Source organism: Sphingopyxis sp. (assembly GCF_965279755.1).
In the GTDB taxonomy this organism is placed as follows: Bacteria; Pseudomonadota; Alphaproteobacteria; order Sphingomonadales; family Sphingomonadaceae; genus Sphingopyxis.
On record NZ_OZ257261.1, the window covers coordinates 979,129 to 993,691 of the forward strand.

The 14,563-nt window shown below is 65.5% G+C and carries 16 protein-coding genes and 1 pseudogene; 7 read left to right on the top strand and 10 right to left on the bottom strand.

Going from position 1 to position 14,563, the window contains the following annotated elements:
• Positions 1 to 2: 2 nt before the first annotated feature.
• From ACQY80_RS04740 to ACQY80_RS04770, 7 genes are all read right to left on the bottom strand, one after another.
• Positions 3 to 632: a DUF2238 domain-containing protein gene (locus ACQY80_RS04740; protein WP_428684145.1), complete on the bottom strand. Its 630-nt coding sequence runs from the start codon at positions 630 to 632 to the stop codon at positions 3 to 5.
• Positions 611 to 1,390, bottom strand: coding sequence for a dimethylarginine dimethylaminohydrolase family protein (locus ACQY80_RS04745; protein ID WP_428684147.1), 780 nt, complete (start codon positions 1,388 to 1,390; stop codon positions 611 to 613). The genes ACQY80_RS04740 and ACQY80_RS04745 overlap by 22 nt, the downstream gene beginning before the upstream one ends.
• 59 nt (positions 1,391 to 1,449) lie before the next feature.
• Positions 1,450 to 2,475, bottom strand: coding sequence for an aspartate-semialdehyde dehydrogenase (locus tag ACQY80_RS04750; protein WP_428684149.1), 1,026 nt, complete (start codon positions 2,473 to 2,475; stop codon positions 1,450 to 1,452).
• A gap of 46 nt (positions 2,476 to 2,521) precedes the next feature.
• Entirely contained in the window at positions 2,522 to 3,133 is a 612-nt protein-coding gene (locus ACQY80_RS04755) for a DUF1287 domain-containing protein (RefSeq protein ID WP_428684151.1), read from the bottom strand.
• A gap of 95 nt (positions 3,134 to 3,228) precedes the next feature.
• On the bottom strand, positions 3,229 to 3,606 hold the full coding sequence (gene rplS / locus ACQY80_RS04760; protein WP_037513643.1) for a 50S ribosomal protein L19: 378 nt from the start codon (positions 3,604 to 3,606) through the stop codon (positions 3,229 to 3,231).
• 5 nt (positions 3,607 to 3,611) lie between these two features.
• A complete protein-coding gene (trmD, locus tag ACQY80_RS04765) occupies positions 3,612 to 4,349 on the bottom strand; it encodes a tRNA (guanosine(37)-N1)-methyltransferase TrmD (protein WP_428684154.1) in 738 nt (245 codons plus the stop codon).
• Entirely contained in the window at positions 4,346 to 5,263 is a 918-nt protein-coding gene (locus tag ACQY80_RS04770; protein ID WP_428685750.1) for a LysR substrate-binding domain-containing protein, read from the bottom strand. Before ACQY80_RS04770 ends, trmD begins: the two co-directional genes overlap by 4 nt.
• A 103-nt stretch (positions 5,264 to 5,366) precedes the next feature.
• Between ACQY80_RS04770 and ACQY80_RS04775 the strand changes: the two genes are divergently transcribed.
• On the top strand, positions 5,367 to 5,588 hold the full coding sequence (locus ACQY80_RS04775) for a hypothetical protein (RefSeq protein ID WP_428684156.1): 222 nt from the start codon (positions 5,367 to 5,369) through the stop codon (positions 5,586 to 5,588).
• 66 nt (positions 5,589 to 5,654) lie between these two features.
• Here ACQY80_RS04775 and rimM read toward each other — a convergent pair whose 3' ends face one another.
• The 3 genes and pseudogenes from rimM to ffh all read right to left on the bottom strand — a co-directional run bounded on the left by rimM (position 5,655) and on the right by ffh (position 8,304).
• A complete protein-coding gene (gene rimM / locus ACQY80_RS04780) occupies positions 5,655 to 6,164 on the bottom strand; it encodes a ribosome maturation factor RimM (protein ID WP_428684158.1) in 510 nt (169 codons plus the stop codon).
• A 180-nt stretch (positions 6,165 to 6,344) separates the two neighbouring features.
• Positions 6,345 to 6,794: pseudogene (gene rpsP, locus ACQY80_RS04785) on the bottom strand (30S ribosomal protein S16); the annotation flags it as partial.
• 40 nt (positions 6,795 to 6,834) lie between these two features.
• Positions 6,835 to 8,304, bottom strand: coding sequence for a signal recognition particle protein (gene ffh / locus ACQY80_RS04790; RefSeq protein WP_428684160.1), 1,470 nt, complete (start codon positions 8,302 to 8,304; stop codon positions 6,835 to 6,837).
• A gap of 268 nt (positions 8,305 to 8,572) precedes the next feature.
• Here ffh and ACQY80_RS04795 point away from each other — a divergent pair, with 268 nt between their 5' ends.
• The 6 genes from ACQY80_RS04795 to ACQY80_RS04820 all read left to right on the top strand — a co-directional run bounded on the left by ACQY80_RS04795 (position 8,573) and on the right by ACQY80_RS04820 (position 14,544).
• The gene (locus ACQY80_RS04795; protein ID WP_428684162.1) at positions 8,573 to 10,204 is read left to right on the top strand and encodes a putative bifunctional diguanylate cyclase/phosphodiesterase; all 1,632 of its coding nucleotides are present in this window, start codon (positions 8,573 to 8,575) and stop codon (positions 10,202 to 10,204) included.
• A 50-nt stretch (positions 10,205 to 10,254) separates the two neighbouring features.
• A complete protein-coding gene (gene dapF, locus ACQY80_RS04800; RefSeq protein ID WP_428684164.1) occupies positions 10,255 to 11,061 on the top strand; it encodes a diaminopimelate epimerase in 807 nt (268 codons plus the stop codon).
• Positions 11,058 to 12,290: a MiaB/RimO family radical SAM methylthiotransferase gene (locus ACQY80_RS04805; protein ID WP_428684166.1), complete on the top strand. Its 1,233-nt coding sequence runs from the start codon at positions 11,058 to 11,060 to the stop codon at positions 12,288 to 12,290. Before dapF ends, ACQY80_RS04805 begins: the two co-directional genes overlap by 4 nt.
• On the top strand, positions 12,287 to 13,213 hold the full coding sequence (ftsY, locus tag ACQY80_RS04810) for a signal recognition particle-docking protein FtsY (protein WP_428684168.1): 927 nt from the start codon (positions 12,287 to 12,289) through the stop codon (positions 13,211 to 13,213). Before ACQY80_RS04805 ends, ftsY begins: the two co-directional genes overlap by 4 nt.
• A complete protein-coding gene (locus ACQY80_RS04815; protein WP_428684170.1) occupies positions 13,210 to 13,890 on the top strand; it encodes an inner membrane-spanning protein YciB in 681 nt (226 codons plus the stop codon). The genes ftsY and ACQY80_RS04815 overlap by 4 nt, the downstream gene beginning before the upstream one ends.
• A gap of 81 nt (positions 13,891 to 13,971) precedes the next feature.
• On the top strand, positions 13,972 to 14,544 hold the full coding sequence (locus ACQY80_RS04820; protein WP_428684172.1) for a urate hydroxylase PuuD: 573 nt from the start codon (positions 13,972 to 13,974) through the stop codon (positions 14,542 to 14,544).
• Positions 14,545 to 14,563 lie beyond the last annotated feature (19 nt).

The window sequence follows — 14,563 nt, forward strand, 5'->3', positions numbered from 1 at the left end:
ATCTATCTCCTGCCTGCGAAGGGCAGCACCAGTATCGCACCGAGCGTGGCGAATGCCATATCCTTTTGGGCATCCCAGATATCGCCCTGCTGGCCATTGTAGCGATCGGCGGTCTCGCCCGCCGCGACGATCGTCAGCAGCCATTCGAAAATCTCGTAGAGGCACGAGATCGCAAGCACCCAGCCAAGCACCGCAACCGCCGCGCCGCGGGGACCCATCCCGCCCCAGCGCCGCGCGACCTCGGCGACAGGCACGACCGACAGTGCGCCAAATGCGAAATGGACGAGCCGGTCATAATGGTTGCGCGTCCAGCCGAATAGTTCGGACAATGTCGTCCCCGTCAGCGCCTGCAACCAATCGTCATAGGGGACATTGCTATAGGCATAGCGCCCGCCGAGCGTGTGGAGCGCGAGGAAGGCGACAATGCAGGCGAGCGCCGCGGTCGACAGCGGCCAGCGCCGCAGGATCCAGGGCGCAGCAATCAGGAATGCCAGCGTCGGAATGTGCTGGAGTAGCGCAACCTCGGGATAGGGCTGCGCGATCTGCGCGAGCAGCAGCAACGCGAGCAGCCCGCCAAGCAGCCATCGCTGCAGCTTTGACAGCGCGGCGATCACCAGCGCAGCGACATACAACTGAGCCCCGCATCGATGCGCGCGACATGCTCCGTCGCCATCCGCCGGACCGCGATGCCGCGCGCGGCGAGCAGCGCCTGCGTCGCGCGCCAGGTCTCGCCGATCAGCACCGTGTCACGAACGCGGAGAATGTTCGCCGCGCCCTCCTCGCCCGGCGGCGTCAGCACGACTTCGAGTTCTGCGAACTCGGGGCAGTCGCGCATCGCGGGCACCGCGAGCACGGTCCGCGCGTCGATCAGGCTGCATCCGGTCTTGAAGTGCAGCACGCCGGCGGGCGTCACCGCCACCTCGGCGCGATAGCCGAGCCGTTCGAGCAAGCCGGCTAGTTCGGTCGCGCCGGCACGGTCGGTCCGATCGGACAGCCCGATAACGATCCGGTCGGCGAGCCGTAGCACGTCGCCGCCCTCGACATGGCCGGGGCCGGTCATTTCGAGCAGCACCCGATGGCGCGCGGCGAGCGCGTCCCGGATATGCGCCACCTCGCCCGCCCGAGCTTCCGCGCCGGGACGGAGCAGGATCGCGCCTTCGGGAAAGGTCAGCGCGACATCCTCGGTGAAGAGCGCGTCGGGAAACGCATCGAGCGCGGGCAGCAGATCGACCGACAGGCCAAGCTCGCGGAGCGTCGCGACATAGGCCTCATGCTCGGCAGCGAGCGTGTCGAAGTCGGGATCGGGCCCTCCGCCGGCGCGGATACCGTTGACGGCGGACGGCGCGGGTGTGCGACAAAGCGCGCGAGTGAAAGCGAAGGGAGAGGTCATCGCCCCTTCCCTACCCGTTCGCAACCCGAAGTCGAGATGCGAACGGGCGGAAGGTCGGCTCAGCCCTTCTTGAGGTGCCGGCGGCCGAGCAGCTCGGCGATCTGCACCGCGTTCAGCGCGGCGCCCTTGCGGAGGTTGTCGCTGACGCACCAGAGGTTCAGGCCATTGTCGACGGTGCTGTCATCGCGGACTCGGCTGACGAAGGTCGCATAGTCGCCCACGCATTCGACCGGCGTGATGTAACCGCCGTCCTCACGCTTGTCGACGAGCATCACCCCCGGCGCTTCGCGCAGGATGCGCTGCGCATCCTCGGCCGACAGTTCGTTTTCCATCTCGATATTGATCGCCTCGGAGTGGCCGACGAAAACGGGAACGCGGACGCAGGTCGCGGTGACCTTGATCTTCGGATCGAGAATCTTCTTGGTCTCGACGACCATCTTCCACTCTTCCTTGGTCGACCCGTCGTCGAGGAACTTGTCGATGTGCGGGATGACGTTGAAGGCGATCTGCTTGGTGAACTTCTGGATATCCTTCTCGTCGCCGACGAAGATCTGACGCGTCTGGTTCCACAGCTCGTCCATGCCCGACTTGCCCGCGCCCGACACCGACTGGTAGGTCGAAACAACGACGCGCGTGATCTTCGCGGCATCGTGCAGCGGCTTCAGCGCAACGACCATCTGCGCGGTCGAGCAGTTCGGGTTCGCGATGATATTGCGCGCGGTATATCCGTCGATCGCCTCGGGATTCACCTCGGGCACGATCAGCGGCACGTCGGGGTCCATGCGATAGAGCGACGAATTGTCGATCACGACGCAGCCCGCCGCCGCCGCCTTCGGCGCATGGATCGCGGTCGCGTCGCTGCCGATCGCGAAAATCGCCATGTCCCAGCCGGTCCAGTCGAAATTCTCGATATTCTGGCATTTGACGGTCTTGCCGGTATCGCCGATCTCGACCTCATCGCCCTGGCTGCGCGACGATGCGACCGCTGCCAGTTCGTCGATCGGGAATTCACGCTCGGCCAGGATGGCGAGCACTTCGCGCCCGACATTGCCCGTCGCGCCGGCGACAACGATACGATAACCCATTTACTCACTCCTCAGCGTAGAACCCGGTTGAAAACATTGGGTAGGCTTAGACTTTCCAGCGAAAGTGGCCGGTCAGCGGATGCGCGAACAGCGCATCCTCCTCGCGGGCACCACCGCCGATATTATGGATCACGAGCGGGGTGCCCGTGCTGTTCTTGCGGTCGGACACGATGCCCGTGTGCGGCAGGCGCCCGCCGACCATCTGCGTAAAGATATCGCCCGGTCGCCAATCGGCCGCGGCGTCGGTCACCGGCACCGCCGCCTTCTGGCGCCGCCAGAAGGTCGCAAGATTGGGAACGCGGCGATGGTCGATATTGCGGTCGGGGCGGCCGAGCCCCCAGTTTTTCGGATAGGCCCCGAAATTGGCGCGCATGTCGGCGTTTACAAGGGCCTGAAGGTCGAGGGCCAGCGCATCGCGAAAGGCGCGGATCACCACATCGGTGCACACGCCCTTCACCCGCTCGACATCGCCGTTCGGAAAAGCAAGCACCGTGTAAGCGGGGTCATAGCGCAGCGTGACGCCGACCTGCCGCCGCGCCGCCGCGACGAGCCGCTGCGCATTGCTCGTCGCCATCGCTTCGCCCGCGAATCCCAACGCGAGCACCGAACCGATGAAGGCCCGCCGCGTCGGCTGGAGAAAGGAAGACGGCTGCAGCAAATTCGTTTCGCCCAAAAGAAAACGACCGGCTCTGCCTGTTGGCGGAACCGGTCGTTTTTGAAAGCTGTTTCGGCTTTGTAGAGGAGAAGCTCTCCTTAGCCTTCGCCGGCTTCCGACCGGTATTCGCGGCGCTCCGCAATACGCGCCGATTTACCAGTGCGGCCACGAAGATAGTAAAGCTTCGCACGACGCACGGCACCCTTGCGGATGACGGTAATGCTGTCGATGTTGGGCGAATAGAGCGGGAACACGCGCTCGACACCTTCGCCGAACGACATTTTGCGCACGGTGAAGTTGGAGCCCATGCCCTTGTTCGAGCGTGCGATGCACACGCCTTCGAAATTCTGGACGCGGGTGCGTTCGCCTTCAACCACCTTCACGCCGACTTTCAGCGTGTCGCCGGGACGGAACGTCGGAATGGTCTTTGCCGCCTTGGCAATTTCTTCGGCTTCGATCGTCTGGATGAGGTTCATGTCCTCTAGTCCTTTTCTTTTCGCCGCGCGCCAGAGGCAGGTCGGTCCCGAGCGCCCTCGTGGCGCTCCCAAAGGTCCGGCCTGCGTAACCGTGTATGATCCTCCGCCTGTTGTTTCCGCCAGGCGGCGATCTTCGCATGATCCCCCGATCGCAGCACTTCGGGGATCGTGCGCCCTTCCCATTCAACAGGTCGGGTATAGTGGGGATATTCCAACAAACCGTTTTCAAACGATTCGTCATCACCACTTGAAGCCGCGCCCATTACGCCGGGAAGCAGCCGAATGCAAGCGTCGAGCAGCAGCAGCGCGCCCATCTCGCCGCCCGACAATATGATGTCGCCCATCGATACCTGCTCGATCGGCCGCGCATCGAAAATCCGCTCGTCGAATCCCTCGAACCGGCCGCAGAGGATGATCGCGCCCGAACCCGCCGAAAGCTGGCGGATGCGGCCTTGCGTGACCGGCGTTCCGCGCGGCGTCATCGCCAGGACCGGGAGGTTCGGATGCGCCGCGATTGCTTGATCGACTGCGGCCGCCAGCACATCGGCCTTCAGCACCATCCCCGCGCCGCCGCCGGCAGGCGTATCGTCGACGGTGCGATGCCGGTCGGTGGCGAAATCGCGGATCTGCACCGGGGCGCACGACCACACCCCTGCTTCGAGCGCACGCCCGGCCATGCTGTGCCCCAGCGGACCGGGGAACATGTCGGGATAAAGCGTCAGGGGAACGGCGGTGAAGGTCATGGCAGCGGCTCCCATAGCGCCTCGGGAACGAGCTGGCGATCCATCTCCATCTCTTCGTGGAGCCACTCGCGAAAACGTTCGATCTTGCGGACCCCGACCCGCCCCTCCGGGTGAACGAGGAAATTGGCCGTTCCCGGCTGGTATAATGTCTCGAACGGACGGATGAGCCGGCCGCTTTCGAGTTCGGCGCGCCAATAGATCGGCGTCATCAACGCGATGCCGAAACCGCTCTGCGCCGCGATTGCTTCCTGAAGCTGGCTATCGAGCTCGATCCCCTGCTGGCGCGGCGGCGGGGTGCCGATACCCGCCGCAGCGAACCAGCTCGCCCACCAGGGATCGTTCGGCGCCAGCCGTTCGACACGCAACAGATCGGCGGGCTTTTCGATACGGTTAGCCTCGAGAAAGGCCGGCGAGCAGATCGGGGTGGCATGGCTGCGGAACAGGAAATCGTCGCGCAGGCCGGGCCAGTGCCCGGGACCGGTACGGATCGCGACATCGACGCTGGTGGCGTCGAAATCGACAAGGTCGTTCGACATGAGGAGCCGCACGGCAAGGTCCGGATAGCGCAGCTGGAAGCGCCCGATCCGCGCGCTGAGCCACGTGCCGCCAAAGGTGATCGCGGCGCTGATCGTCAGCACCTCGGCATCGTCGCTGCTGAGCGCGGCAAAGGCATCGCCCATCGCGGCAAAAGCTCCGCTTATTGCCGGGAGCAGGCGCTGACCGGTCTCGGACAATCGCACCCGCCCCTTCTCGCGCACGAACAGCGATCGGCCGAGCCGCTCCTCCAGCTGCCGGATCTGGTAGCTGACTGCAGCCTGCGTCATCCCGAGCTCTTCGGCAGCGCGCGAGAAATTCTGCAAGCGGGCGGCAGCCTCAAAGGCGCGGACGGCGGCAAGAGGCGGCAATCTGGACATACAATACATATAAGCTGTCCTTATATTCCATGCCAGCCGTTTTGTTGGCCCCGGCGCCGCGAAGGGCGCATCTGATGGCCACACACCGGAAAGGAGAAAAGCGATGATGGAAGAACATTTCATGCGCGGCTGGGTCCACAGCCACGACCGCCTGAGCGCGGATCTCGACCGCGGGTTCAAATGGCTGCGCGCCAGGGCACGCCAGTTCGTCGAGACGGTTTCGCCGGGCCACGCCCCGGGCGAAGACAGCTACACCCCCCACCCCGCCCCGGCCGGCCGCATCGCGACCACGCCGGCACGAACACGCGCTGCGAAGCCTCGCTGAGCCGCGTCTGCGCCTGCCGCGCCGTCTCCCGGTGGTCCCTCGCCGGTGGCGGGGCGGCGGGCGCTTCTATTCGATGAAAGCTGCGTCGATGATTGCGCGCTCGTCGTTCCAGTCGGGAACTGCGCGGGCGGTCATCGGCACCATGAAGCGCTTGGGCTTCTTGCCCGGCTCTGCCGGCGTCTCGATCTCGAGAATATCGCCGGCCCCGAAATTCTCGACCGCCACGACCTGCCCGATAGCTGCACCGTCGCTCGACACGCACGGCAGGCCGATCAGGTCATGATGATAATATTCGCCCTCGGCGAGCGTCGGCAATACCGAGCGCGGCACGGTCAGCACGGTACCGCGTAGTGCCTCGGCGGCGCTGCGGTCGGCGATCTCGGCAAAGGTTGCGACCGCGCCCTGATTGGCGGGACGCACCGATTTCAGAGTCAGTTTGCGGTCTCCCGCATCGAAAACGGAAAAGGCGCGGAGAGCCTCCGCGCCTTCGCCGAACAGCTTGAGACGCACCTCGCCCCGCACCCCGTGCGCGCCGGCGATGGCGGCAAGGGTGACAGGGCGATGGGCGTCGGCCAAGGCTTAGCCTTCGGCCTTTTCTTCGCCAGCTTCAGCAGCCGGAGCCTCTTCGGCAACCGGGCCGCCTTCGGCGACTTCCTCGGCGATCGCGGTCGCGTCTTCGGCGGTCGCATCGGCCGGAGTTTCGTCGGCGACGGCTTCGGCCACCGCTTCGGCGGTTTCTTCGCTCTTCACCGAACCGGTTGCATCCGATTCAGCGGCTTCGGGAGCAGCGGCTTCTTCAGCGGCAGGCGCTTCGACTTCGGGTTCCGGAGCCGGAGCGGCGGCGGCGGCTGCGGCTGCCTCTTCGGCGTCAGCCAGCTTCTGGGCCTTTTCTTCGGCGCGTTCCTTGGCCTTTTCGCCGGGGACACCCTTGTTCGGGTTGCTGCGGGCGGCGCGTTCCTTGATGCCGGCGGCGTCGAGGAAACGGGCAACACGGTCGCTCGGCTGGGCGCCGACGCTCAGCCAGTGCGCAGCGCGCTCGGCGTCGAGCTTCACGCGCTCGGGACTATCCTTGGCGAGCAGCGGGTTGTAGCTGCCGAGCCGCTCGATGAAGCGGCCGTCGCGCGGGCTGCGCGAGTCGGCAACGACGATCTTGTAATAGGGGCGCTTTTTCGAACCGCCGCGCGAAAGGCGAATGGAGGTAGCCATGATATTTTCCTTTTACTTCAAATATTAGGGTTAGTTACGATTACTTCTTTTTGTTCATCAGATTGGCGAGTTCGGGCGGGATCGCCCCGCCGCCAAGGCCAGGCAGCCCGCCGAGGCCACCGCCCCCGAGGCCGCCCATTCCGCCGCCGCCCATGCCACCCATGCCGCCGCCGCCTTTGCCGAACAGAGCGCCGAGCCCCTTCAGGCCGCCCATCTTGCGGATCTTCTTCATCGCGGTGGACATTTCCTGATGCATCTTCAGCACCCGGTTCACCTGCTGCACCGTGGTGCCCGAACCGTTGGCGATGCGGATCTTGCGCTTGGCGGTCAGAATTTCGGGCTTCGCGCGCTCCTTGGGAGTCATCGACCCCATGATCGCATCGAAATGCACCAGCATCTTGTCGTCGGCGCCGCTGTCGGCCATCGCCGCCTGCGCCTTCTTGAGGCCGGGGATCATGCCCGCGAGAGCGCCGATCCCGCCCATGCGGCGCATCTGGTTAAGCTGGGTACGAAGGTCGTTGAGGTCGAACTGGCCCTTGGCCAGCTTCGCCGCCATCGCCTCGGCCTCTTCGGCCTGGATCGTCTCGGCGGCGCGCTCGACCAGGCTGACGACGTCGCCCATGCCAAGGATGCGGCCGGCGATGCGCGAGGGCTGGAAAAGTTCGAGCCCGTCGAGCTTTTCGCCAGTGCCCGCGAACTTGATCGGCTTGCCGGTGACGGCGCGCATCGAGAGCGCGGCACCGCCGCGCGCATCGCCGTCCATGCGGGTGAGCACGACACCGGTGAGCGGCACCTGATCGGTAAATCGCTGCGCGACCTGCACCGCGTCCTGACCGGTCAGGCTGTCGACGACGAGCAAAGTTTCGGCCGGGTTCGCCGCGCGCGACACCGCCTGCATCTCGTCCATCAACTGCTGGTCGACGTGGAGGCGGCCGGCGGTGTCGAGCATCAGGACGTCATAGCCCTGAAGCTTCGCCGCCTGCAGCGCGCGCTGCGCGATTTCGACCGGCTGCTGGCCGGCAATGATCGGGAGAGTCGCGACGTCGATCTGCTGGCCAAGGACGGCAAGCTGTTCCTGCGCGGCAGGGCGATTGACGTCGAGCGACGCCATCAGCACCTTCTTGCGCTCCTTGTCCTTCAGCCGCTTCGCGATCTTCGCCGTCGTCGTCGTCTTGCCCGAACCCTGCAGACCGACCATCATGATGATCGCGGGCGGGGTGACGTTGAGGTCGAGCTCGGCGGTTTCGGAACCGAGCATCTCGGTCAGCGCGTCGCTGACGATCTTGACGACCTGCTGGCCCGGAGTGACCGAACGCAGGACATTCTGGCCGATCGCGAGTTCGGTGACCTGGTCGACGAAACTGCGCACGACGGGCAGCGCGACGTCGGCTTCGAGCAGGGCGATTCGCACTTCGCGCATCGCCGCGCGCACGTCGGCTTCGGTCAGCGCGCCGCGACCGCGGAGCTTCCCGAAAACATCGCCAAGCCGATTGCTCAGACTGTCGAACATGCGCCTTTTATACCCTTCTGACGACCGCAACGCAAAACACGCCGGTGAGCGAAACCTCGCCAACCAGCGGTATCCGTGGACAGTGTTTTCCGTCGCGGATGTCGTATCTGCCCGTCCGCAAGATGCGTCCGGACGCGGCGCCATTACGCAAAAGCGGGAGAAAAGGCAAGCGTGGATCGGGGGCCGGAGCGCCGAAGACCGCGACGCCACTTAACGCAAATTTCACCGCTGGCGGTCCATAAAGGCGACGATGGTGGGGAACAATCAAATGATGCTGGAACCGAAGGCTCGCGACCGGAGCGAAACCGCCCGGCGCGACGTCGTCGCGGGCGGCATCGTCGTCGCGGGCATATTGCTGTTCGTCGGTACCGGCGGCAGCGTGATGCAGTCGGTCGTGCAGACACTGATCGGGATCGGCGGCGGACCCGACAAGGTGCTGTCTGTGGCGCTGATCCTGAACGTCGCACTCGTCCTGTTCGGGTGGCGCCGCTACGAGGATCTCAACCGCGAAATCCGCGAACGCACCGAAGCCGAACAGCGCGCGCGCTATCTCGCCGACACCGATCCGCTCACCGGCTTTCTCAATCGCCGCGCGCTGCTGGTCAAAGGCCAGCGCCTGATCGCCGAAGCGACCGCCGACAAGCGCAACATCGCCCTGTTCCTGCTCGATCTCGACCATTTCAAAACCGTCAACGACATCCACGGCCATGCTGCGGGCGACCGCGTGCTGCAGGTCGCGGCCGAGCGCATCACGGCGGTGCTGCCGCCCAATGCGACCAAGGCGCGGCTGGGCGGCGACGAATTCGTCGCGATGCTGCCGTTCGAGCCTGCCGCACGCGCCAATATCGACGCAATGGCGGCAGCGCTGGTGACCGCGCTCGACGACATGGTCACCCATGATTCGCAGCAGATCCGCGTCGGCGCCTCGCTCGGCATCTCGCTCGCCAGCGACGCCAGCATGACGATGGAAACGATGGTCCGTCAGGCCGACATCGCCATGTATCACGGCAAGGACGAGGGGCGGAACCGCCACATCTGGTTCGAACAGGGCATGGAAATGGCGGTGCAGGTCCGCAACCAGATCGAGACCGGTATTCGCGACGGCATGCCACGTGGCGAGTTCATCCCCTATTTCGAGCCGCAGGTCGATATCGCAACCGGCCGCCTCGTCGGCTTCGAAATGCTGATGCGCTGGGAATCGCCCGAATATGGCCTGATCCCGCCCGAGCGCTTCATCCCCGTCGCCGAGGAAAGCGGCCTGATCGGCGAGCTGTCGCTGCAGGTCATCGGCCGCGCGATGGAAATTGCCAAGAGCTGGGATCCCTCGATCATCCTCGCGGTGAACATCTCGCCGCAGCAGCTCAAGGATCCCTGGTTCAGCCAGAAGCTCACCAAATTGCTGGTCGAGACGGGTTTCCCCGCAAGTCAGCTCGAGGTCGAGATCACCGAAAGCTCGCTGTTTGAAAATTTGCCGCTAGTCCGCTCGATCGTCACCAGCCTCAAGAATCAGGGCGTGTCGCTCAGCCTCGACGATTTCGGCACCGGCTATAGCTCGCTGTCGCATCTGCGCGCGCTGCCGTTCGACAAGATCAAGGTCGACCGCAGCTTCATCACCGCGATGCGCGGCAGCGCGGACGCCCATGCGATCGTCGTCGCGATCGTCCGTCTCGGCGAAAGCCTTGCGATGCCGATCATTGCCGAAGGCGTCGAGGATGAGGTCACCGCGACCGAGCTTACTCGCCTCGGCTGCGCCAAGGGGCAGGGCTGGTATTACGGCCGCGCCGCGTCGATCGACGACACCGCGCGCCTGCTTGCCGACCGCGGCCTGCTTCGCGCCCCGGTGCTGCCGCAGGGCGCACCGCCCGCCAGCGAAGACGAGCCGCTGCGCAAGACCGCCTGACACCGCCACATCGCTAGACTTCCCCGCCCCGCGCCCTTACATGCGCGGCTATGGCGGACCGCTTCACCAAGATGCATGGCCTCGGCAACGACTTCGTCGTCATCGACGCGCGCGAACAGGCGGTCGCGATGACGCCGGCGCGCGCGCATGCGATCGCCGACCGGCGCCACGGCATTGGCTGCGACCAGCTGATCCTGCTCGAACCGTCAACCAGCGCTGATGTGAAGATGCGCATCTTCAACGCCGACGGCGGCGAAGTCGAGGCGTGCGGCAATGCGACGCGCTGCGTCGCGACCCTGCTTGGCAAGCCCGCGGTGATCGAGACGCTGGGCGGGATGCTGCGCGTGACCCCCGCCGACGGCGGCGCCGAAGTCGTGCTCGGCGAACCTGTCTTCGACTGGGAGCATATCCCGCTCGCGATGCCGATGGACACCCGCGACATGCCCGTTGCATGGGACGAGCTGGAGCGCGGAGCTGCGGTCAATGTCGGCAATCCGCATGTCATCTTCTTCGTGCCAGAGGCCGACGCCGTGCCGCTCGCCGACCTCGGCCCTCGGATCGAGACCGACCCGCTCTTCCCCGAACGCGTCAACGTCAACGTCGCGAGCCTCGACGGCGAAGACCAGCTTCAGCTGCGCGTCTGGGAACGCGGTGTCGGCCTGACGCAGGCGTGCGGCACCGGTGCCTGTGCGACCGCGGTCGCGGCGATCCGCGCCGGGCTGGTCAAGTCGCCCGTCACTATATCGCTGCCCGGCGGCGACCTCGTCATCCGCTGGGCGCCGGGCGAGCCGATCGTGATGAGCGGCGCCGCGACCCGCGTGTACGACGGCGAGACCGACTGGACGCAATTCGGATGACCACCCTCGCCGCCGACCGGCGAGAGGTCGTTAATTTCGGCTGCCGGCTCAACATCGCCGAGGGCGAAGCGGTTCGCACCGCAATGCGCGATGCCGGCGCGCGCGACACGATCGTCTTCAACAGCTGCGCGGTCACCGACGAAGCCGTGCGGCAAGCTCGGCAGGCGGTGCGCCGCGCACTGCGCGAACGTCCCGAGACCGAGGTGGTCGTCACCGGCTGCGCAGCCGAACTCGAACGCGACGTCTTTATCGCCATGGGCGCCCGGGTCGTCGCGAACGACGCCAAAGGGCTGGCGCAAAGCTATGGCGGCACAGCCGCATCGCTTTCCGCCACATACACCCCCGCGCTCTCCGGCGCCGATCACGCTCGCGCCTTTCTTGGCGTCCAGACCGGGTGTTCGCACAGCTGCACCTTCTGCGCGACGGTGATCGCGCGCGGAACTGCTCGTTCGGCGACGATCGAGGCCGTCCTCGACGCCGCACGCATCGCGATCGTCCGCGGGCAGCGCGAGATCATCCTGACCGGGGTCGACCTTGCGAGCTATGGCGACGACAGCGGCACCAGTCTCGCCGCGCTGGTCGAGGCCTTGCTGACGCTTCCGGTCGAGCGCCTGCGCCTCTCGTCGCTCGACCCCAACCGCATCGACGATCCATTGTTTGCGCTGTTGACGCAGGAGGCGCGCGTGATGCCGCACGTCCACCTGTCGCTGCAGGCGGGCGACGATATGGTACTGACGCGCATGAAGCGCCGCCACCGCCGCGCCGACGCCGTGCGCCTTACCGAACGGCTCAAGACGGCCCGCCCGGACATCGCGATCGGCGCCGACCTGATCGCCGGATTCCCGACCGAGGATGAGGCGATGTTTGCGAACTCGCTCGCGCTCATTGAGGATTGCGACATCGTGTTCGGCCACATCTTTCCTTACAGCCCCCGCGCCGGAACACCCGCAGCGCGCATGCCGCAGGTCGGCCGCGCCATCGCCCGCGAACGGGCCGCGACGCTGCGCGAGGCCAATGCCCACCGCCGCCAGCGCTGGCTCGATGCGCAGCTCGGCCGGACCGCATCAATGCTTGTCGAGCGCGACGGCCGGACGGGGCATGCCGAAAATTTCGCCGCCGTGACGCTTGTCACCCCTGCAGCCCCCGGCAGCATCATCGACGTGCGGATGACCGCACGCGACGGAGACCGCATGATCGCCACCCCCATCGAACAGGATATTGCAGCATGAGCGGCCTCAGCTGGAGCGAGCGGCTGCTCGGCGGCCTCAAGCGCACGTCGGAAAAGCTCGGCGAGAATCTGTCGGGCCTCACCGGCAAATCGCGCCTCGACGATGACGATCTCGACCGGATCGAGGATGCGCTGATCACCGCCGACCTTGGTCCCAATATGGCATCGCGTATCCGCGGCCGGCTGTCGGAGCGCCGCGATGTCGCCGCGAACGGCATCGAGGAACTTCGCAGTGTCGTCGCCGGGGAAATCGCCGCGGTGCTGCGCCCCGTCGCCGAGCCGCTCGACATCGACGCCTTCCCGCGCCCGCAGGTCATCCTCGTGATCGGGGTCAACGGATCGGGCAAGACCACGACCATCGCCAAGCTCGCGCACCTGTTCCAGGAACAGGATTATGGCGTGATGCTCGTCGCGGGCGACACCTTCCGCGCCGCCGCGATCGGGCAGCTCAAGGTCTGGGCCGAACGCCTCGGCATTCCGATCATGGCCGGCCCCGAGGGCGGTGACGCCGCCGGCATCGTGTTCGACGCGGTGAAACAGGCGACCGCGACCGGTATCGACGTGCTGATCGTCGACACCGCCGGCCGCCTGCAAAACAAGCGCGAACTGATGGACGAGCTCGCCAAGATCAAGCGCGTGCTCGGCCGTCTCAATCCCGCCGCCCCGCACGACGTCGTGCTCGTCCTCGACGCGACGACGGGGCAGAATGCGCTGTCGCAGATCGACGTGTTCCGCGAGGTCGCGGGCGTTACTGGTCTGGTCATGACCAAGCTCGACGGCACCGCGCGCGGCGGTGTCCTTGTTGCCGCGGCCGAACGCCACGGCCTTCCCATCCACGCGATCGGCATCGGCGAGACGATCGACGACCTCCGCCCCTTCGACGCCGACGAAATTGCAGGCATCATTGCCGGAAATATCCGATGAGCGATCAACCCGAACAGCTTCCCGGCGGCCCCGAGCCGATCCCGGCCCCGCCGCCCGCCAAACATGGCGGGCTGAATTTCGCGATCGATTTCGGGCCGCTGCTCGTCTTCTTCCTGACCTATAAGTTCACCTCGGGCGGCACCGGCGCCTTTGCCGCGACGACCGGGGCAATCAAGGCCACCGTCGCCTTCATGATCGCGATCGTGATCGCGATGGTCGTGTCGAAATGGAAGCTCGGCAAGATTTCGCCGATGCTGTGGATGTCGAGCATCCTTGTGCTCGGCTTCGGCGCGCTGACCATCTGGTTCCATGACGAGCGCTTCATCGTGATGAAGCCGACGATCATCTATGCCGCCTTTGCGGCGTTGCTGCTCGGCGGCTGGTTGCTGAAGAAGCCGATGCTCAAATATCTGCTGCAATCGGCGCTCGAGGGCGTGACCGAACGCGGCTGGCTGCTTCTGTCGCGCAACTGGGGCTTCTTCTTCGCAGCGCTCGGCGTCGCCAATCATGTCATGTACGAGATGATCCAGGCGAAACAGATGAGCTTCGATACCTGGCTGACGATCAAGGTGTGGGGCGTCACCGCCCTCTCCTTCCTCTTCACGCTGACGCAGCTTCCGGTCATGCTGAAGAACGGGCTCGCCATCCCGGACGAAGCCGTCGCCGACAAAAGTTGATGCAATTCCCCATCGGGCTGGCATAGCTGCGTCACCGGCTCCGGGTCGCAAGCGGCGCCGCAAAACAGAGGGGGAACTGCCATGGACAAATTTTTCGGTAATCTGCACGCGGTGCTCGGCACCGGGCTCGTGCTCGCAATCATCCTGATGCTGACGCTCAACGGCCAGAATTTCGAGGACGGAATCGCCGCCGGCAACGCCGTGATGCGCTGGCTCCACACCTTCTTCGGCGTGCTGTGGATCGGCCTGCTTTACTATTTCAACTTCGTCCAGATCCCGACGATGCCCAAGATTCCGGCCGAGCTGAAGCCCGGCGTGTCGAAGCATATCGCACCCGCCGCGCTGTTCTGGTTCCGCTGGGCCGCGCTGATCACCGTGCTGCTGGGCCTCGCGATCGCGGGTCATGCCAAATATCTCGCGCCTGCATTGGGCCTTCAGGAACCCTATAAGCTGATCGGCGTCGGCATGTGGCTGGGCCTGATCATGGCGTTCAACGTCTGGTTCCTGATCTGGCCTAACCAGAAGAAGGCGCTGGGCATTGTCGAGGCCGACGATGCAACCAAGGCGAAGGCCGCGAAGACCGCGATGATCTTTTCGCGAACCAACACCCTGCTGTCGATCCCGATGCTCTACGCGATGGTGAACTTCAGCTAAGTTGCCGCAACGACGTCAA